Source organism: Knoellia remsis (assembly GCF_003002895.1).
GTDB classification, from domain to species: Bacteria; Actinomycetota; Actinomycetes; order Actinomycetales; family Dermatophilaceae; genus Knoellia; species Knoellia remsis.
Genome location: NZ_PVTI01000004.1, coordinates 110,821 through 129,072 on the forward strand (window position 1 = coordinate 110,821; position 18,252 = coordinate 129,072).

Annotated in this window: 22 protein-coding genes; 10 read left to right on the top strand and 12 right to left on the bottom strand. The window is 70.1% G+C overall.

All coding sequences use genetic code 11. The annotated features are described in order from the left end of the window. Nucleotides 1-136: 136 nt before the first annotated feature. Nucleotides 137-490, top strand: coding sequence for a metallopeptidase family protein (locus BCF74_RS03980; protein ID WP_106296659.1), 354 nt, complete (start codon nucleotides 137-139; stop codon nucleotides 488-490). 67 nt (nucleotides 491-557) lie between these two features. Here the strand turns inward: BCF74_RS03980 and BCF74_RS03985 are convergent, their stop codons facing one another. From BCF74_RS03985 to ctaC, 3 genes are read right to left on the bottom strand one after another with little or no spacing between them, the layout of a single operon-like run. Next, nucleotides 558-962 (bottom strand): cytochrome c oxidase subunit 4, encoded by a 405-nt coding sequence (locus tag BCF74_RS03985; RefSeq protein ID WP_106296660.1) that lies wholly within the window; start codon nucleotides 960-962, stop codon nucleotides 558-560. Nucleotides 963-965: 3 nt separating this feature from the next. After that, nucleotides 966-2,687: an aa3-type cytochrome oxidase subunit I gene (gene ctaD, locus BCF74_RS03990; RefSeq protein ID WP_106296717.1), complete on the bottom strand. Its 1,722-nt coding sequence runs from the start codon at nucleotides 2,685-2,687 to the stop codon at nucleotides 966-968. A gap of 37 nt (nucleotides 2,688-2,724) precedes the next feature. After that, complete coding sequence (gene ctaC / locus BCF74_RS03995) at nucleotides 2,725-3,639, bottom strand: aa3-type cytochrome oxidase subunit II (RefSeq protein ID WP_245889199.1); 915 nt, start codon at nucleotides 3,637-3,639, stop codon at nucleotides 2,725-2,727. Nucleotides 3,640-3,732: 93 nt separating this feature from the next. Between ctaC and BCF74_RS04000 the strand changes: the two genes are divergently transcribed. Together BCF74_RS04000 and BCF74_RS04005 are read left to right on the top strand one after the other, a co-directional pair. Continuing rightward, nucleotides 3,733-4,866 carry a cysteine desulfurase family protein gene (locus tag BCF74_RS04000; protein WP_106296662.1) on the top strand — a complete coding sequence of 378 codons (1,134 nt, stop codon included), beginning with the start codon at nucleotides 3,733-3,735 and terminating at the stop codon, nucleotides 4,864-4,866. Between the two features lie 48 nt (nucleotides 4,867-4,914). Then, nucleotides 4,915-5,151 (top strand): sulfurtransferase TusA family protein, encoded by a 237-nt coding sequence (locus BCF74_RS04005; protein ID WP_106296663.1) that lies wholly within the window; start codon nucleotides 4,915-4,917, stop codon nucleotides 5,149-5,151. A gap of 1 nt (nucleotide 5,152) precedes the next feature. Here BCF74_RS04005 and aat read toward each other — a convergent pair whose 3' ends face one another. Both aat and BCF74_RS04015 read right to left on the bottom strand, forming a co-directional pair. Continuing rightward, complete coding sequence (gene aat, locus BCF74_RS04010) at nucleotides 5,153-5,848, bottom strand: leucyl/phenylalanyl-tRNA--protein transferase (protein WP_106296718.1); 696 nt, start codon at nucleotides 5,846-5,848, stop codon at nucleotides 5,153-5,155. Nucleotides 5,849-5,859: 11 nt separating this feature from the next. Continuing rightward, complete coding sequence (locus BCF74_RS04015) at nucleotides 5,860-6,843, bottom strand: carbohydrate kinase family protein (RefSeq protein ID WP_106296664.1); 984 nt, start codon at nucleotides 6,841-6,843, stop codon at nucleotides 5,860-5,862. A gap of 98 nt (nucleotides 6,844-6,941) precedes the next feature. Between BCF74_RS04015 and BCF74_RS04020 the strand changes: the two genes are divergently transcribed. From BCF74_RS04020 to BCF74_RS04035, 3 genes are all read left to right on the top strand, one after another. Then, the gene (locus BCF74_RS04020; protein ID WP_106296665.1) at nucleotides 6,942-7,280 is read left to right on the top strand and encodes a PadR family transcriptional regulator; all 339 of its coding nucleotides are present in this window, start codon (nucleotides 6,942-6,944) and stop codon (nucleotides 7,278-7,280) included. Beyond that, the gene (locus BCF74_RS04025; protein WP_106296666.1) at nucleotides 7,277-7,792 is read left to right on the top strand and encodes a hypothetical protein; all 516 of its coding nucleotides are present in this window, start codon (nucleotides 7,277-7,279) and stop codon (nucleotides 7,790-7,792) included. The genes BCF74_RS04020 and BCF74_RS04025 overlap by 4 nt, the downstream gene beginning before the upstream one ends. 209 nt (nucleotides 7,793-8,001) lie before the next feature. Beyond that, nucleotides 8,002-8,955, top strand: a complete 954-nt coding sequence (locus BCF74_RS04035; RefSeq protein ID WP_106296668.1) for a hypothetical protein — start codon at nucleotides 8,002-8,004, stop codon at nucleotides 8,953-8,955. A 108-nt stretch (nucleotides 8,956-9,063) separates the two neighbouring features. Here BCF74_RS04035 and BCF74_RS04040 read toward each other — a convergent pair whose 3' ends face one another. The 3 genes from BCF74_RS04040 to BCF74_RS04050 all read right to left on the bottom strand — a co-directional run bounded on the left by BCF74_RS04040 (nucleotide 9,064) and on the right by BCF74_RS04050 (nucleotide 11,301). Next, the gene (locus BCF74_RS04040; protein WP_106296669.1) at nucleotides 9,064-9,438 is read right to left on the bottom strand and encodes a HesB/IscA family protein; all 375 of its coding nucleotides are present in this window, start codon (nucleotides 9,436-9,438) and stop codon (nucleotides 9,064-9,066) included. Nucleotides 9,439-9,575: 137 nt separating this feature from the next. After that, entirely contained in the window at nucleotides 9,576-10,739 is a 1,164-nt protein-coding gene (locus BCF74_RS04045) for a glycerate kinase family protein (RefSeq protein WP_106296670.1), read from the bottom strand. Nucleotides 10,740-10,749: 10 nt separating this feature from the next. Continuing rightward, on the bottom strand, nucleotides 10,750-11,301 hold the full coding sequence (locus BCF74_RS04050) for a hypothetical protein (protein ID WP_146132868.1): 552 nt from the start codon (nucleotides 11,299-11,301) through the stop codon (nucleotides 10,750-10,752). A 227-nt stretch (nucleotides 11,302-11,528) separates the two neighbouring features. On the opposite strand from BCF74_RS04050, the gene BCF74_RS04055 reads away from it, so the two are divergent. The 3 genes from BCF74_RS04055 to nadA all read left to right on the top strand — a co-directional run bounded on the left by BCF74_RS04055 (nucleotide 11,529) and on the right by nadA (nucleotide 14,017). Continuing rightward, the gene (locus BCF74_RS04055) at nucleotides 11,529-12,218 is read left to right on the top strand and encodes a M15 family metallopeptidase (protein WP_106296672.1); all 690 of its coding nucleotides are present in this window, start codon (nucleotides 11,529-11,531) and stop codon (nucleotides 12,216-12,218) included. Between the two features lie 101 nt (nucleotides 12,219-12,319). Beyond that, the gene (locus tag BCF74_RS04060; RefSeq protein ID WP_106296673.1) at nucleotides 12,320-12,691 is read left to right on the top strand and encodes a VOC family protein; all 372 of its coding nucleotides are present in this window, start codon (nucleotides 12,320-12,322) and stop codon (nucleotides 12,689-12,691) included. 132 nt (nucleotides 12,692-12,823) lie between these two features. Continuing rightward, a complete protein-coding gene (nadA, locus tag BCF74_RS04065) occupies nucleotides 12,824-14,017 on the top strand; it encodes a quinolinate synthase NadA (protein ID WP_106296674.1) in 1,194 nt (397 codons plus the stop codon). 182 nt (nucleotides 14,018-14,199) lie between these two features. Here nadA and BCF74_RS04070 read toward each other — a convergent pair whose 3' ends face one another. Together BCF74_RS04070 and BCF74_RS04075 are read right to left on the bottom strand one after the other, a co-directional pair. Next, nucleotides 14,200-15,255 (bottom strand): glutathione S-transferase family protein, encoded by a 1,056-nt coding sequence (locus BCF74_RS04070; RefSeq protein ID WP_106296675.1) that lies wholly within the window; start codon nucleotides 15,253-15,255, stop codon nucleotides 14,200-14,202. Beyond that, a complete protein-coding gene (locus tag BCF74_RS04075; protein ID WP_245889204.1) occupies nucleotides 15,252-16,562 on the bottom strand; it encodes a dipeptidase in 1,311 nt (436 codons plus the stop codon). Before BCF74_RS04075 ends, BCF74_RS04070 begins: the two co-directional genes overlap by 4 nt. A 134-nt stretch (nucleotides 16,563-16,696) precedes the next feature. On the opposite strand from BCF74_RS04075, the gene BCF74_RS04080 reads away from it, so the two are divergent. Further along, nucleotides 16,697-17,278: a DUF3043 domain-containing protein gene (locus BCF74_RS04080; protein WP_106296677.1), complete on the top strand. Its 582-nt coding sequence runs from the start codon at nucleotides 16,697-16,699 to the stop codon at nucleotides 17,276-17,278. A gap of 19 nt (nucleotides 17,279-17,297) precedes the next feature. On the opposite strand, the gene BCF74_RS04085 is transcribed toward BCF74_RS04080, so the two are convergent. Together BCF74_RS04085 and BCF74_RS04090 are read right to left on the bottom strand one after the other, a co-directional pair. Beyond that, entirely contained in the window at nucleotides 17,298-17,513 is a 216-nt protein-coding gene (locus BCF74_RS04085) for a hypothetical protein (protein ID WP_106296678.1), read from the bottom strand. 292 nt (nucleotides 17,514-17,805) lie between these two features. After that, on the bottom strand, nucleotides 17,806-18,252 hold the full coding sequence (locus BCF74_RS04090; RefSeq protein WP_106296679.1) for a hypothetical protein: 447 nt from the start codon (nucleotides 18,250-18,252) through the stop codon (nucleotides 17,806-17,808).

Below are 18,252 nucleotides of genomic sequence, written 5' to 3' on the forward strand. Positions count from 1 at the left end.
TGTCACCCGCGCCCGCGCCACAATGGGGGCAGCCGCCTCCCGCGGATGTCGAGATCGCGTCGCCGAGCGGAACCATCTGCTCCGCCGCGCCGCCGAGGTTGAGGGCGGCCGGCGCCGCGTCTGACAGGCTGGCCGCGTGGATCCCATCTCCCCTGCGGACTTCGAGGCCATCGTCGAGGAGGCGCTCGACGAGGTGCCATCGGACCTCATGGACATGCTCGACAACGTGGTCTTCCTCGTCGAGGACGAACCACCGGCCGACGACCCCGACCTCCTCGGTGTCTACGACGGGGTGCCGCTCACCGAACGAGACCTCGGCTGGGGCATGGGCAACCTCCCCGACCGCATCACCCTGTTCCGTGGCCCGCTGACGCGCATGTGCGAGGACGAGGAGGACCTGCGCGAGGAGATCGCCGTGACCGTGGTCCACGAGATCGCGCACCACTTCGGCATCGACGACGCCGCCCTGCACGAGCTCGGCTGGGGCTGACCGTCACCGCCTCGCACGCGACGACGCCCCCGGCACCGTGGCCGGGGGCGTCGTCGCGTGGTCAAGCTCAGAGAGCGCGCGGGCCCTTCCAGTACTCGAAGACCCAGCCGACGGTCGCCGGGATGACGAAGAACACCCCGACCGCGACGAGCCACCAGCCGATCGCGAGACCGAGGAAGATGATGGCGCACGCAAGGGCGAGCCAGAACGGCCACCAGCTGTGCGGGCTGAAGAAGCCGTACTCGCCGGCGATGTCGTCGATCTGGCCGAGGGGGTCGTCCTCCGGCGGGACACCATCGAGCTTGCGGCGGGTGATGGCGAGGTAGCCGGCCATCATGAACCCCATGAGGGCGCCCATGGTCAGACCGACGACGCCGATCGGCTCGCTCCAGTCGTTCCAGAAGCCGTAGATGACCGCCATCAGGGCGGCGAAGCCACCGAAGAGGTAGCCGATCCGCTCCATTGCCAGCATGGGTCAGGACTCCTTGTCGTCGTTGGACATCGCGTCGCCGCCGAGGTCCGCCGGGCCGAGGGCCTTGACCAGACCGGTCGACTCGTAGCCGGCGGGCGCAGCTTCGGGGTGGTTGAGGTCGAACGCGGGCCGCTCGGACCGGATCCGCGGAATCGAGTTGAAGTTGTGCCGCGGCGGCGGGCAGGACGTCGCCCACTCGAGCGAGGCGCCGTAGCCCCACGGGTCGTCGGTCTCGACGAGCGGCGCGTACTTCCACGTCTTCCAGACGTTGTAGAAGAACGGCAGCATCGAGGCACCGAGGATGAACGCTCCGACCGTGGAGATCTGGTTCGCGAGCGTGAACCCGTCCTCCGGCAGGTAGTCGGCGTAACGGCGCGGCATACCCCAGATGCCGAGGAGGTGCTGGATGAGGAAGGTCGTGTGGAAGCCGATGAACAGCATCCAGAAGTGGACCTTGCCGAGCGTCTCGTCGAGCATCCGGCCGGTGAGCTTGGGCCACCAGAAGTAGAAGCCACCGAACATCGCGAAGACCACGGTGCCGAAGACGACGTAGTGGAAGTGTGCGACGACGAAGTAGCTGTCGGTGAGGTGGAAGTCAAGCGCCGGCGACGCGAGGATGACGCCGGTGAGGCCGCCGAAGAGGAACGTCACGAGGAAGCCGAGCGCCCACAGCAGGGGCGTCGCGAAGGTGAGCTGGCCACCCCACATCGTGCCGATCCAGTTGAAGAACTTCACTCCTGTCGGCACCGCGATGAGCATCGTCATGATCGCGAAGAAGGGCAGCAGCACCTGGCCGGTGCCGTACATGTGGTGGGCCCACACGGAGACGGACAGGGCAGCGATGGCGATCGTCGCGTAGACCAGGGTCTTGTAGCCGAAGATCGGCTTGCGCGAGAACACCGGGATGATCTCGGAGATCACGCCGAAGAACGGCAGCGCGATGACGTAGACCTCGGGGTGGCCGAAGAACCAGAAGACGTGCTGCCAGAGCATGACGCCGCCGCTGGCCGGGTCGAAGATCTTCGCACCGAAGCGGCGGTCGGCACCGAGCGCGAAGAGCGCGGCAGCCAGGGCGGGGAAGATCAGGAGCACGAGGATCGACGTGATGAGCACGGTCCATACGAAGATCGGCATCCGGAACATCGTCATGCCGGGGGCGCGCATGGTCAGGATCGTCGTGATGAAGTTGACCGCACCGAGGATCGTGCCGAAGCCGGAGAGCGCCAGGCCGAAGACCCAGAGGTTGCCGCCGAGGCCGGGGCTGTAGGACGTGTCGGACAGCGGCGTGTAGGCGAACCAGCCGAAGGCGGCCGCACCGCCGGGCGTGAGGAACCCGCCGGCGGTGATGAGCGAGCCGAAGAGGTAGAGCCAGTACGCGAACATGTTCAGTCGCGGGAACGACACGTCCGGCGCACCGATCTGCAGCGGCATGAGCGCGTTGGCGAATCCGGCGAACAGCGGTGTCGCGAAGAGCAGCAGCATGATCGTGCCGTGCATCGTGAACAGCTGGTTGAACTGGTCGGGGTTGTCCACGACCTGCATGCCCGGCTGGAACAGCTCGGCGCGGATGATGAGCGCCATGATGCCGCCCATGAGGAACCAGAAGAACGAGGTGATGAAGTAGAGGTTGCCGATGACCTTGTGGTCGGTCGTCGTCATCCACTTGACCACGGTGGCGCCGGGAGCGAGCCGGGGACGGCTCACCGTCTCGCGCTCGCGCAGCATCGTCGCGCTGCTCGTGGTGGGGTTGGCCGCACTCATGTCAGTTCTCCGAGGTCTCGGTCGTCTTCGGGGGGCGCAGCCGCTCTGGGAGCTTCTGATCCTCGCCGGGGACGAGCTTCTCGCGGTTGAGGTCCACTCCCAGCATGCCTGTCTGGCCGCGCTGGCGCAGGTCCTCGAGGTGGTCGTTGAACTCCTGCTCGGAGACGACCTTGACGTTGAAGAGCATCTGCGAGTGGTAGGACCCGCACAGCTCGGCGCACTTGCCCTTGAAGGTGCCCTCCTCGGTCGGGACGACCTGGAACTTGTTCACCTTGCCGGGCAGCAGGTCCAGCTTCTGCAGGAACTGCGGCACCCAGAACGAGTGGATGACGTCGCGCGAGGTGAGCACGAACTCGGTCCGCTTGTTCACGGGGAGGTAGAGCGTCGGGATGGTCTCCTCGGCGCCGGGCTTGCCGGTCATGATCGCCTGGGTGCCGACCTCGTGGACGTTGCCCTCGACGTAGTTGAAGTCCCAGGACCACTGCTTGCCGACGACGTTGACGGTGACGTCGGGCTTCTTCGAGGTGTCGAGGAGTGCCACCTGGTCGCGAGCGGTGTAGAAGAAGAAGACGCCGATCATGAAGATCGGGACGATCGTGTAGAGGATCTCGAGCGGCACGTTGTAGCGCAGCTGCACGGGAAGCTCGTTGTCGTCGCGCCGACGCCGGTAGGCGACGACACACCACGCGGTGAGGCCCCAGACGAGGACGCCGACGGCGAGCAGAGCGATCCACGAGCCGATCCAGAGCGTGCGCACGCGCTCGGAGTTCTCCGTCACGCCGCGCGGAAGGTACCCGTCCTTGAGCTCTCCGAGCTCACAGCCGCTCAGGGCCAGGACGGCCATGACCGTGACCACCGTCCACGTGGCCATTCGGCGGCCGCGTGCCCGGGGTGAGATGTGGTCCTGCTGAGGCACCGGAGCACCCTCCCTCATCGTGTCTGGGAACAGCACCAAACACTAGTGCATGAGCAGGAACTTCCCGGGGACGGGTCGCGTTACGGTGCAGGCGTGCTCGACGCCACTCGCAGCCCTTTGCACCCGATCGCCCGGGACACGCTTCTCGCGGCGCTCGACGAGGGGTGGGCCGACCCCCGCCGCCTGCACCGCGAGGGTCGCCGCGCCCGTCTCCTCCTCGACCGGGCGCGCGAGAGCGTGGCCGCCTCGATCGGCGCCCGGCCGGACGAGCTGTCCTTCCACCCGTCCGCAGAGCACGCTCTCCTGGCCGGCGTCCGGGGGCTGGCCCACGCACGCCGCCGCACCGGCTCACGCGTCGTCACGTCGGCGGTGGACCGCCAGGTCCTGCTCGACGAGGCGTATGCCGTCGACCCCGGCTCCGCTCCCCTGCCCGTCGACCGCGACGGCCGCGTCAACCCCGCCTCGGTCGCTGCCTCGCTCGCCGAGGAGACGCCTGCGGTGCTCGTGGCGCTGCAGCAGGCGAACGGAGAGGTCGGCACCTCCCAGCCCGTCGCGGACGTGCATTCCGTATGCCGTTCCGCTGCGGTCCCGCTGCTCGTGGACGCCACTGCCTCGCTGGGTCGTGTCGACCCGCCGCGGGCATACGACGCCCTCGTCGGGGACGCGGCCACGGTGGCCGGGCCGCCGGTCGGCGTCCTCACCGTCCGCACCGGGACCCGGTTCGACCTCCCCGGGCCACGCTGGGAGCCCGAGCACGGCCGCGAGCCGGCCGACCCGTGGGTGCCGCTGGCCCTGGCCGCGGCCGAGGCGTGGCAGCAGGCCGAGGCGGCGCGTGCCGCCGAGGCAGAGTCGGCGAGGGAGCTCGTCGACCGCATCCGGGCCGCCGCGAGGGCCGTCCCGGACGTCGAGGTGGTCGGCGACCCCGTGGACCGGCTCCCCCACGTCGTCACCTTCAGCGCGCTCTATGTCGACGGCGAGAGCATCGTCGACGCCCTCGACCGGGAGCACGGTCTCGCGGTGGCCTCCGGCTCGGCGTGCACCTCGAGCCGGCTCGAGCCGAGCCACGTCCTCGCGGCGATGGGAGCGCTCACCCACGGCAACGTCCGCGTCACCCTGCCGCTCGCGGCCGTCGCCCCGCACCGCGAGGTCGAGGTCGACCGGCTCTGCCGGGCGCTTCCCGGTGTCATCGCCGACCTCCGGTCCCGCCTCGGGGTGGACGACCTGTGAACGCGCCGACCACGATCCCCTCCGGCGCCACCCAGCGAGGAGGACGACGTGTGTGACGCGACCGACAAGGCTCCGGACCTCGACGCTCGGGGGCTGAAGTGCCCGTTGCCGGTCATCCGGCTCGCCCGCATCGCCCGCGCTGCGGACCCCGGCACGGTGCTCCTCGCCCTCGCCGATGACCCCGCGGCCGAGGCGGACATCCCGGCCTGGGCGCGGATGCGCGGCCACACGGTGACGCTCGAACGACGCGGCGCGCACACGGCATACCGCATCGTCGTCGGCTGACTCAGCCGAAGCGCAGCGGCGGCGCTTCGAGTGCGGTGGCGAGCGCCGCGAGGTAGCGCTCGCGCGGCCACGCCGCGACGCCGAGCCGCGCGAGGTGGTCGGTCGACCACTGCACGTCGATGATCCGGCGTGGGTCGCCGTCGGCCCGGACGAGGTCGACGAGCCCGGCGAGCGCCACCTTGGAGGCGTCCCGGACGGCGTGGAACATCGACTCCCCGGCGAAGAGCCCGCCGATGGCCACGCCGTAGAGGCCGCCGACGAGCTCACCGTCCCGCCACGTCTCGACGCTGTGCGCCCAGCCGAGCCGGTGCAGCCGGGTGTAGGCGTCGACGATGTCGTCGGTGATCCAGCGGCCCTCACGAGCCGGGTCGGCGCACCGACGCATGACCTCGGTGAACGCAGTGTCGACGCGCACCTCGAAGCGGCCGCGGGCCTGCCGCAGGGAACGGCGCTCGCGGAACTCCGCCGGGACGAGGACGCCCCGCGGCTCCGGGGACCACCAGCCGATCGGCCGCGCGCCGTCGACGCCGAGACCCATCGGGAAGAGCCCGGCGCGATAGGCCGCGACGAGGGTGCCGGGCTCGAGGTCCGCGCCGGCGGCCACGAGGTCGTCGTCGTCGGCAGCGGCGAGCTGACCGAGGGCCCACTCGCTCGGCGGCGGCTCGACCGGCGGGAACGGGACGGGGTGGGCGCTCACGGGCCGCCCGGTCACACCGTCGCGCAGGTGATGTGCGGCTCGACCTCGGCGGCCGAGTCGTCGCCGTAGGACTGGGCGAGTCGGCGGAGGAAGTCGGCCTTGTCGAGGGTGTACTCCTGCGTCCCGACGGTCTCGATGACGTAGGTCGCGAGGAGCGAGCCGATCTCGCCACAGCGGCGGTGCGGCAGCCCGGCGGCGAGGCCGGTGAGGAAGCCCGCACGGAACGCGTCGCCCACGCCGGTCGGGTCGGCGCGGCGGACCTCGCCCGCGATCGGGACCTCGATGGGGTCCTCGCCGCGGGTCTGGATGACGGCGCCGTCCTTGCCCTTGGTGATGACCCGGGTCGTGACGCGCTCGGCGATGTCCTCGGCACTCCAGCCCGTCTTGCTCTCGGTGAGGTGCGACTCGTACTCGTTGGTGAAGAGGTAGTCGGCGCCGTCGATGAGCTGGCGGATGAACGGCCCGTCGGCGAAGGCGAGCTGCTGCGACGGGTCGGCGATGAAGGCGATGCCCCGCGTGCGGCACTCGTCGGTGTGGCGGAGCATCGCCTCGGGGTCGTTCGCTCCGACGAGGACGAGGTCGATGCCCTTGGCCTCCTGGATCGGCCCGAGCTCGATGAGCCGGGCCTCGCTCATGGCACCGGCGTAGAACGTCGCCATCTGGGCCATGTCGTCGTCGGTGGTGCAGACGAAGCGGGCGGTGTGCTTCGAGGTGGAGATGTGGACGTGGTCGCAGTCGACGCCGTGCCTGGTGAGCCAGCTGCGGTAGTCGGCGAAGTCCTCGCCGGCGGCGCCCACGAGGACGGGGCGCTGACCGAGGACGGCCATGCCGAAGCAGATGTTCCCCGCGACACCGCCGCGCCGGATCTCGAGGGAGTCGGCGAGGAAGGACACCGAGATCTTGTCGAGCTGCTCGACGACGAGCGAGTCCGCGAACCTCCCCCGGAAGGTCATGAGGTGGTCGGTGGCGATGGACCCGGTGACTGCGACATGCACGGGAGCAACCTATCTCGCCGCGGACGGCCCGGACACCACCTCACTCTTTTGTTGCCTAGTACTTGACATCGTCTAGTACTAGGCCAAGGATGGGCGCCATGTCCACCCACGACCCGCAGATGCTCAAGGGAGTCCTCGGGCTCCTCCTGCTGAGCGTCCTGCTCGACGAGCCCGGCTACGGCTACGCCATCGTCACCCGCCTGCGCGAGGCCGGCTTTGACGACCTCGCGGAGGGCACGGTCTATCCCGCCCTCACCCGGCTCGAGGCCGCCGGGCTCCTTGAGTCCCATCTCGAGCGCTCGAGCTCGGGGCCCGCGCGCAAGTACTACCGCACCACCGATGCCGGTCGGACCGAGCTGGCCGCCCGGACCCGGTCCTGGCACGCGCTCGTCACGGCCGTCGACACCATCACCACGAGGACAGGGGAACCCGCATGAACGTCATCGACACACTCCGGATCGAGTCGGCGATCCAGCGGTACGACTTCTGGCTCGAGATGCGCGGGGTGGCCGGCAAGCGTCGGCGCGAACTGCAGCAAGAGCTGCGCACGAACCTTCGCGAGGCGTCAGCCGACGTGGGCACCACCAGGGCCCTCTTCGGGATCGGCTCCCCCAAGCAGCTCGCCCACGCCGCGACGGAGACCGACCCCAGCCGTCCCCGCTGGTCCCAGGGCGCCATGGCCGCGGTCCTGACGCTCCTCGTGCTCTCGACCTGGCTGGCCCTGACCAGCCTGACCGTGCTCGACACGGCCGACGCCGCGCAGGCCGGCGGCCCGGTGTCCGTGAGCCCATTCCCGTGGTTCGGGACGACCTTCACCGTCGAGTCCACTGCCGAGCGTCTCGCCCTTTCCGTCACGGGGATGTGGCAGCTCGTGGCGGGACCGACGCTCGCCTTCCTCGCGGTGGCGCAGCCGTGGCGCCTGCTCCGCCGCAAGGGCTCTCGTGGGTGACAATGCACGACCTGTGTTGGTACCCTGAAGGTGCCGAACAGGCATATCCCCCGCAGCTGCTTGGGTAGGCGGCGCGAGGCGGAGCTCTCGATCTGGATCCACCGGAGGTTTCGGTGTCTCAGCAGCGAGCCCGTCCCCACGGGCACGACCATCCTGCAGCACGGGCCAGACCAGCACGACGCGTTCACGGGCGACCGTCCCGACGCGAGGTGAGCACGGCGCTCGCGTGGTCCGTCCCGACGATCGTCGCGGCTGCCACGGTCCCCATGGCCAGCGCCAGCCCGCCCCCGGCCATCCCGCACGACATCACGATGCTCGGCTGGGCGAATGTGACCGAGCTCGGGATCAGCGAGTTCCGCGCCGACTTCATCCTCGTCGCCGGCTCGTCCGAGCTGCCGGCCCAGATCCGCTACAGCTTCCTGCCGGGCGGTGCGCCCGACACCGTCCTCACGTACATCCCGGACGTGCAGCAGTCCATCGACCAGAACTACGGCATCGTCGCGAGCGTGGACCTCGGTGGCGGGCTCCGCGAGCTCTACGTCTCTGCTCGGGGCGACCTCGGCGACGTCTTCCCCACGACGCCCACGAACTACACCCTCACCCTGCTCGTGACCTGGCCAGACGGGTCGAGCAGCACCGAGACCTTCCCGATCCTCGTCAACCCCCCGCGGAACAACACCGGTCGACCCATGGCGGTCAACGCCTGGGACTTCACCACCGCCGGCCTGCCCGGCTACGTCGGGCCGAACTCACAGACCGGCTGGGGCAACGTTGTGCCAGCGGGTAGCACCGCGACCCTGCTGGGCGCGAAGTTCCACGTCGACGCCATCAACTCGGGGCGGGACCTCCCCACGGGCAACGACGCCACCACCGCGCTGTACTACCAGTTCGTACGCGGTGACACCGGCGCGCCCGCCAGTGTCACGCCGCAGCCGGTCCTCGTCACCGGGCTGCCCAACCACGGCCCGGGCGTGCTGGGCCGCCTGCTCACCGAGCTGGGCAGCTTCTCGCTTGACGACCCCGGCTACTACAAGCTGCTCGTCTGGCCGCAGTCGAGCAACTCGAACGGCCGCCCCAGACCGACGAGCGCAGGCGTCGCGTGGACCCCCGGCGTCGTCTCCGAGGGGCACCAGGTCGGGTCGGTGTTCTGGCACATCGCGTGACGGCACCGGCTGCACGGCACAGGGAAGGCGACGAACCGGCATACGACGAAGGCCCCGTCACCGATCGTTCGGTGACGGGGCCTTCGTGGCGTATGCCGGGTGCGCGGCTCAGCTGAAGCTGTCGCCGCAGGCGCAGGAGCTGCCGGCGTTGGGGTTGTCGATCGTGAAGCCCTGCTTCTCGATGGTGTCGGCGAAGTCGATCGTCGCGCCCTCGAGGTAGGGGCTGCTCATGCGGTCGACGACGACCTCGACACCGTCGAAGTCGCGGACGAGGTCACCGTCGAGGGTGCGCTCGTCGAAGTAGAGCTGGTAGATGAGGCCGGAGCAGCCGCCGGGCTGGACGCCGACGCGCAGGCGCAGGTCGTCGCGGCCCTCCTGCTCGAGAAGCGACTTCACCTTGGTCGAGGCGACGTCGGTGAGGACGACGCCGTGGGCCGGCGCCTCGGTGGCGGCGTCGGGGGTCTGGGTGTCGAGCTCGCTCATGGTGACTCCTGAGGTGCGTGGGTGCTCGTGGTCGGGGGCCGGGTCGCGAGCGGGGCTCGGAACTCGGCACAGGTCCCAACCGGTGTGGCCGGTGATCTGTTCCCGACGGGCTTACAGGATACGTCGCGCGGGCGACATCACCGCGCAGGGGACCACGTCCGGGCGACCCGCGCCGCCCGGGCCCGCAGCGTCCCCACGGGGTCGAGGAGCGCCGCGTCGACCTCAGCGGGAGTCTCGGCGACGGCATACGTGCCGCTGATCCCGAGTCCCATCGTCTCGCGGCGGCCCACGAGCACCTGACCCGCGATGACGACGCTCGGGAGCCCCGCCTCGAGGGCCGCTTCGGCGACGCCCGCCGCGACCTTGCCGCGAAGGCTCTGCCAGTCGAAGCTGCCCTCACCCGTGACGACGAGGTCGCTGCCCCGCAGGACGTCGCGGAAGCCCACCGTGTCCAGGACGAGCTCGACACCGCTGACCCGGCGCCCGCCGAGCAGGTAGAGCGCGTAGCCGAGACCGCCCGCGGCGCCCGCTCCGGGCTCCTTGTCGAGCCGCCGCGGCGCTCCGGTGAGCAGGTCGGTCGGGACGGGGAGCGTGCGCGACACGATCTCCGTGAACCGGCCGAGCGCGCCCTCGAGCTCTTGGGCGACCTCCGGCGAGGCGCCCTTCTGCGGACCGAAGACGGCACTCGCGCCCTGCAGTCCCAGCAGCGGGTTGTCGACGTCGGTCGCGAGCACGAGGTCGACCCCGGCGAACTCCTCACGCAGGGCGAGCAGCCCGCTGAGTGCGTCGTCGGGGGCGCCGGCCAGCGCTCGTCCGCCCCGGGCGAGGTGCTCCTCGGGGCCGGCGCCGAGGGCGGCGAGCAGGCCTGCTCCCCCGTCGTTGGTGCCGCTGCCGCCGAGACCGACGACGATGCGCCGCGCACCTTCGGCCAGCGCCGCGCGGAGCAGCTGCCCCACGCCCCACGTGCTCGTGAGGGCGGGGTCGCGCTCGTCCGGCCCGAGGAGGTGCAGCCCGGCCGCCTGCGCGGACTCGACGTATGCCGTCCGCTCGCCGTCGCGGTCGACCACGAGGACCGCTGCGGGCACCTCGCGACCCACGGGGTCGCTCACCGTGACGGCCACGGTCTCCCCCTCGACCGCTCGGGCGAGGACGTCGAGGAAGCCGGGCCCGCCGTCCGAGAGCGGCAGGAGCGTGAGGGTGTCGTGCGGGGCCGTGTCGTGCCAGCCGGCGGCCATGGCCTCGGCCGCCTGGGTGGCGGTCAGCGTGCCGGTGAAGCAGTCGGGGGCGATGACGACGTGCACGTGCCGAACGCTATCGCCTCCCCCGTCGCAGCTCGTGAGCGCTCGTGGCCATGTTCGGCAAGGCTGCCGCGTCGAACCGGTTCTCGTCGAGGGTGATCGACACCCCGACACCGGGTCGCAACAGCCAGAAGACCTGGTCCTTCGCGAGCCACGCCTGGTCCCCGGCGATGAGCACCGGCTCATAGACGGCCTCGTCCGCGGGCCGCTCCTGCCATGGCACGAGCCAGTCGTGCAGGGCCACCGCGGAGGTGAAGCGCTCGGCGCGCACGACCGTGACCGACAGGTCGACGGCAGTGCCGCCGTCAGGGCCGGCGGACTCCCAGACGCCGGTCGTGATCGCGACCCCGTCGTCCTCGGAGTCGAAGACGCTCAGCTCCCCCAGGCCCTCGGGCAGGCCTGGGAACGCGACGCCGCCCACCTCCGCTGCCGAGCGGCTGGGCGGTACGGCGATCGAGGCCGTCGTCCTCGTGGTCTCGGGTCGCGCGACTGCCGCCGAGGCGGCGCCGGTGGTGGCCAGCAGGACGCACGTCATGGCGAGTGCAGTTCGAATGATTCGACTCATCAGGATCTCCTTGGATGCAGTTCGGTGGGTTGCGGCCACCCTGATGCGCCGTGCCTCCCCGCCGCCACCACCGCTCGCCGACCCTGTGGATGACGACCCACGAACCCTGCGCCTGTGGACAACGGCCGAGCGTGCAGAACGGGCCCGGCGGCACGGGAACGGTGGCGGAATCGAGAGATCGGTGGTTCGCTGCGAAGGTTCGCCATTCGCCCGCTGGAGGAGCCATCATGCGCCTGCGCACCACCGTCACCGCCCTGCTCACCGCCGTCCTCGCCGCCGGCACCGCCGCGTCAACCGCGGCGTCGGCTGCCGACATCCCGGAGCGCTCGCTGCCGCCGGGCAAGGGCTTCCATGCCGTCATCCGGCCCGTCGACGACGCGACGCGGGCCACGATGATCGGCGTCTCGTGGAAGCCGGGCTGCCCCGTGCCGATCGAGGACCTGCGGATCATCGACATGACCTATCGCGGCTTCGACGGCGAGGACCACGTCGGACAGCTCATGGTTCACGAGGACATCGCCCGCGACACCATCAACGCCTTCCGAGTGCTCTACCGCGAGGGGTTCCCGATCCGCCGGATGGAGCTCATCGAGAACTACGGCGGCGACGACGACGCGTCGATGGCCGCCGACAACACCTCGGCCTTCAACTGCCGCGCCATCACCGGCGGCACGCGCTACTCGGTGCACTCCTACGGCAAGGCCATCGACATCAACACGATCGAGAACCCCTACGTCAAGGGCACCCTCGTCCTACCGCCGGCCGGTGCCGAGTTCCTCGACCGCACCGACGTCCGCCCGGGGATGCTCGTCGACGGCAGCGCCGAGGTCGAGGCGTTCACGAGCCGCGGCTTCGACTGGGGCGGTCACTGGACGACGCTGAAGGACTACCAGCACATGGAGATCCCCCGCACCTGATCCGAGAGGTTCTCACTCTGGCGCGGTGTCGGACCTCGGGAGGAGAGTGTGGACCGGGCCCGCCGCCCGGTGCGGCCCGCACCCTCCCGAGAGGACCCGTCATGCCGCACGGCGACATCACCCACGTGGACATCCCGGTCAGCGACCTGGAGCGAGCCACCGACTTCTACTCCACCCTCTTCGGCTGGCAGATCGCCGAGATCCCCGGCTTCGAGGGCTACCCCATGTGGCAGGCCCCCAACAAGATCAGCGGCGGCGGCCTCGCTCCGCGCGAGGGCGACTTCACCCAGCCCCGGTCCTACGTCGAGGTCGACTCGATCGAGGAGACGCTCGCGAAGGCCACCGAGAAGGGCGCCACCGTCGTCATGGACAAGCAGCCGATCTCGGAGACGAGCTGGTGGGCCATCTTCGACGACCCGGACGGGAACCGCATCGGGCTCTACGAGGGCACCACGGACACCCTGCAGCAGTGAGCCGACCCCGGCCTCGGGGCTGCGTGCGTCTGCGTGGATGGTCGAGAACCTGACCATCCACGCAGACGCAACGCAGGAGCGCAGGGTGAGCGGCCGGCATACGGACGGTCGGTCACGGCCTACGATCGAACCGTGACGACGACGCCAGCCGCACCGCTCCCCCTCCTCGTCCTCGGCCAGGGCCGCGACCTGCGCACCGAGCGCGGGGTCGAGTGCCCGGGCGACCTGCCCGCGCCCTCCGACCCCGACCTCGTCGCGCGTGCCCGTGCGGCCAAGGCGGCGCTCGGCGACAAGGTCTTCGTCCTCGGGCACCACTACCAGCGCGACGAGGTCATCGAGTTCGCCGACGTCACCGGCGACTCCTTCAAGCTCGCCAAGGAGGCGGCCGCGCGGCCCGAGGCGCCGTGGATCGTCTTCTGCGGCGTGCACTTCATGGCCGAGTCCGCCGACATCCTCACCAGCGACGACCAGACCGTCATCCTCCCCGACCTCGCCGCCGGGTGCTCGATGGCCGACATGGCCGCGATCGCCCAGGTCGAGGACTGCTGGGAGCAGCTCACCGAGGCCGGCGTCGCGGACGTCACGGTCCCGGTGACATACATGAACTCCTCGGCCGCGATCAAGGCGTTCACCGGCCGGCACGGCGGCACGATCTGCACGTCCTCCAACGCGAAGACGGCGTTGACGTGGGCGCTCGACGAGCACGGCGGGGTCGGCGGCGAGGGCAAGGTGCTCTTCCTCCCCGACCAGCACCTCGGGCGCAACACGTGGGCGCGCGACCTCGGCGGCGCACTCGACGACTGCGTCGTGTGGGACCCGCACAAGCCGATGGGCGGGCTCACGGTGGAGCAGCTGCGCGACGCCCGGATGATCCTGTGGCGCGGGCACTGCTCGGTGCACGGGCGGTTCACCGTCGAGGCGGTCGAGGCGGCCCGGCGCGAGATCCCCGACGTGAGGGTCATCGTCCACCCCGAGTGCCGTCACGAGGTCGTCGAGCTTGCCGACGAGGTCGGGTCGACCGAGAAGATCATCAAGACCATCGCGGCCGCGCCCGACGGCACGGCGTGGGCGGTCGGCACCGAGCTCAACCTCGTGCAGCGGCTCGCCAAGGAGTTCCCCAAGCAGCGGATCGCCTTCCTCGAGAAGAACGTCTGCTACTGCTCGACGATGAACCGCATCGACCTGCCGCACCTCGTGTGGGCGCTCGAGTCGCTCGTCGAGGAGCGCGTCGTCAACCCGATCCGCGTCGACGAGCAGGTCGCCGCCGACGCCCGCCGAGCGCTCGACCAGATGCTTGCCCTCCCCGGCGAGACCAGCAAGGACTGAGCCCGCGACGGGGCCCCGCGGCGCCTGCTCCTCGGGGGTTCTCTGGTTTCACATCGATGGCCTATAGGTACGTAGGACACGTACCTATAGGCCATCGATCTGTCGAGCGGGTTGGTCCCAGCCGCGGAGGGTCCTGAGGGCGACTGCCGCTGCGGAGCCCGCGTCCGCGGGCCTAGCGAAGGTCAGACGCGGACCAGGCCGTCGGCGCCGACGAGCGGGTTGTTCGCCGGGTCGACCCGCTCCCCCTCCGGGGGCGGGCCGGGAGGCGTGCCGTCACCGAACGGCCGGCCACCGAGCGCCTCCCGCCCGTGCGGCTCCGCCCAGTTCGTGAGGTCCGGCCCGAGGGGCACGACGCCGGTCGGGTTGATGTCGCGGTGGACCTCGTAGTAGTGGCTCTTGATCTGGGCGAAGTCGGTCGTGTCCCCGAAGCCCGGCGTCGTGAAGAGGTCGCGCGCGTAGGCCCACAGCACCGGCATCTCGGACAGCTTGGACCGGTTGCACTTGAAGTGGCCGTGGTAGACCGCGTCGAAGCGCGCGAGCGTCGTGAAGAGCCGCACGTCGGCCTCGGTGATCGTGTCGCCGACGAGGTAGCGCTGGTCGGCGAGGCGCTCCTCGAGCCAGTCGAGCGCGGTGAAGAGCCGTTCGTATGCCGCGTCGTAGGCGGCTTGCGTCCCGGCGAACCCGCAGCGGTACACGCCGTTGTTGACCTCGGTGTAGACGCGCTCGTTGACCTCGTCGATCTCGGCCCGCAGCTCCTCGGGGTAGAGGTCCGGCGCGCCGTCACGGTGGAACCGGGTCCACTGCGTCGAGAGGTCGAGGGTGATCTGCGGGAAGTTGTTCGTCACGACTCCCCCGCTCGGCACGTCGACGATGGCCGGCACGGTGATCCCCTTGGGGTAGCCGGGGAACCGCTTCTCGTAGGCGTCCTTGAGCCGCGGGATGCCCAGCACCGGGTCGACCTCGCCCGGGTCGAGGTCGAAGGTCCAGCTGTTCGCGTCGTGGGTCGGCCCGCAGATGCCCATCGAGATGGCGTCCTCGAGCCCGAGGAGCCGGCGCACGATGATCGCGCGGTTCGCCCACGGGCAGGCGCGGGCGACGACGAGCCGGTAGCGGCCGGCCTCGACCGGCCACTGCTCACCACCGTCGGTGATGCGGTCCTCGATGTATGCCGTGTCGCGGGTGAACTCGTCCTCGACGTAGGTGCCCTGCTGGGTGTCGTCGCTCGCCTTCTCGCTCATGCCGGCTCCGATGCCCGGGCGCCGAGGCGGGCAAACAGGGCCGCCTCGGCGACGCAGACGTTCTCGAACTCGCCGAGGTGCAGCGACTCGTTCGCGCCGTGGGCGCGCGTGTCGGGGTCCTCGACACCGGTGACGAGGATCGCGGCGTCGGGGAAGCGCTCGGCGAAGGCGGCGACGAACGGGATGGAGCCGCCGACGCCGATGTCGACCGGCTCGGTGCCCCACGCGTCGGCGAAGGCCGCACGGGCCTCGTCGTAGATCGGGCCGTCGACGTCGGCGGCGAAGCCGGCGCCCTGGTCGTCGAGGCTGACCTCGACCCTGGCACCCCACGGCGCGTTGTCGAGCAGGTGCTTCTCGAGGGCGGCGAAGGCGTCCTGCGGGTTCTCGTCGGGGGCGATGCGCATCGACAGCTTCGCCGACGCGGTCGGCACGAGGGTGTTCGAGGACTTCTCGACGCTCGGTGCGTTGATGCCGATCGTCGTGAGCGACGGCTTGGTCCACATCCGCGAGAGAAGCGAGCCCGAGCCGATCGTCGAGACCCCGTCGAGCAGGCCGGACTCCTCGCGCAGCCGCTCCTCGGAGAAGTCGAGGTCGGCCGCCTCGCCGGACTTCAGGCCCGCGACGGTGACGTTGCCGTCCTCGTCGTGAAGGGTCGAGATGAGCCGGACGAGGGCGGTGACCGCGTCGGGGACGGCGCCGCCGAACATGCCGGAGTGGATGCCGTGGTCGAGTGTCGACACCGTGACGACGACACGGATCAGCCCGCGCAGGGTCGTCGTCAGGGCCGGCGTGCCGATCTCCCAGTTCGTCGAGTCGGCGAGGACGATCGCGTCGGCGGCGAGCTTGTCGCCGTGCCGCTCGAGGATCGTCATGAGCGAGTCGGAGCCGACCTCCTCCTCACCCTCGACGAAGACCGTGACACCGACCGGCAGGTTGCCGCGGTGGGCACGCAGCGCCGCGATGTGCGCCATGATCCCGGCCTTGTCGTCGGCCGCGCCGCGGCCGTAGAGCCGCCCGTCACGCTCGGTCGGCTCGAACGGCGCACTCTCCCAGTCGGCCTCGTCACCCGGCGGCTGGACGTCGTGGTGCGCGTAGAGCATGACCGTCGGCGCGCCCTCCGGCCCGTCGATGTGCGCGATGACGGCAGGGGCGCCACCTTCGCGGACGATCTCGACATCGAGCCCTTCGGCGCGTAGCAGCTCGGCCGTCGCCTCGGCGGAGGCGTCGACATGGCTCTGGTCGAACGCCGGCAGCGACACGCTCGGGATGCGGGTCAGCGCCTCGAGGTCGGCGCGCAGCTGCGGCATGAGACCACGGACGGTCTCGCGCAGGTCGGACAGGGACGCGGGGACAGCGGGTTCGCTCACGTTCCGACCCTACCCAGCGGCCCACGGCCGGTGACGCGCGCCGGGTCCCCAGCGGGGCGGCATACACTCGGTCGGTGTTCGGACGCAGCAAGACCACCAACGAAGAGCTCGCGGAGCAGGTCAACGAGACCCACCGCGAGGGCGCCAAGAACCGCCCCACGCCGAAGCGGCGCGACCAGGAGGCGGCGCGCAAGCGGCCGCTCGTCGTGACCGACCGCAAGGCCGCGCGGCGCCAGGACCGCGAGAAGCGCCGCGAGCAGATCATGAAGCAGCGCGAGGCGATGCGCACGGGCGACGAGACGCACCTGCCGCCGCGGGACAAGGGCCCCGCCAAGCGGTTCATCCGCGACTACGTCGACGCCCGGTGGAACGTCGCCGAGTTCATGCTGCCGGTCATGCTCATCGTCCTCGCCCTGTCCTTCGTCCGGACGCCGTGGGCGATGCTCGTCGTCTTCTCGCTCGTCTACGGGCTCATCGCCGCGGCCGTCCTCGACACGTTCCTGCTGTGGCGGCGCATCAAGAAGCGCCTCGTCGAGAAGTACGGCGACGACGCGGTCGGGCGCGGGGACGGGTTCTACACCGCGATGCGTGCGTTCCAGATGCGACGCACCCGGATGCCGCGGCCGCTCGTGGCCCGCGGCGAGTACCCCGGCTGAGCAGCGCGCACTCCCCCGGTCAGGTCGGCGCGTCGAGCGACATCGGCCCGTAGACCTTGTCGCCGTCACGGTGCAGCGTCACCGCGGCGACACCGGCATCGGCGAGCTCACGCCACGTCTCGCCGAACCAGTTCTCGGCGTCGGACTGGGTCGGGAAGGCGGTGCTCGTCGTCGGCTCACCAGTGACCTCGCCACCATCGGCGTCCTCGAACGTCCAGGTCCAGGCTTCGCTCATGTCATCTCCTCAATGGTCGGCGCGACCCAGCACGTTCGACTCGAAGACGAGCCTACAGACTTCGGTCGATGGCCCATTCAACCGTCGATCCGGTGCGAACCAACTCGGCAACCATCCACTGCGAGCTCGCTCCGTGTCCGGCTCGGGCTCTGCGCCATTGTGACCGGCTCGGGGTAGCGAATCACTTTCGTGTCATCGGCGGACTTGAGGCGGCACTGGGTCATCCGCCGCTGAGAACGAACGGGATCCGGGCTCCTTCTGCCGATGGCCATCAGGGATAGGACAGACTCGGTCAGGACAGATAGTGTTCCACGCCTAGGCGAATATTCCGGGCACCCCAACTATCGAAGCTAGCCGCCTCCTGAAGGGCTTCCTCCTTGGATAGACCGGCAAGAGGAGGGGCAGGCTTCTTGTCGCGTCTCCCGATAAGCCAATAATCCACATACGGGAAGACTGCAAAGTAGTCCTGATCGAAGTTGCCAAGGACTGTCACGAACCCAGCATACTCGCCCAGCAAATCTTTCAGTTCGAGTTTCGACTTGACAGTTTTGCTGCCGACCGCGTCCACATAGGCTTCAACTTCGCCGCCCACAGCTATAAGGTCCCAAAGGGCCGTGAGTTCGGTATCGCTGGGGAAGTCCTCGAGAACGATCTCCCACTGCACGCCCGGAAACTGGGCTCTGTCCAGCCGTTTGAACTCATCCAATGGCAGCGGCCCGGTGTCGACGAACTCGCCCAT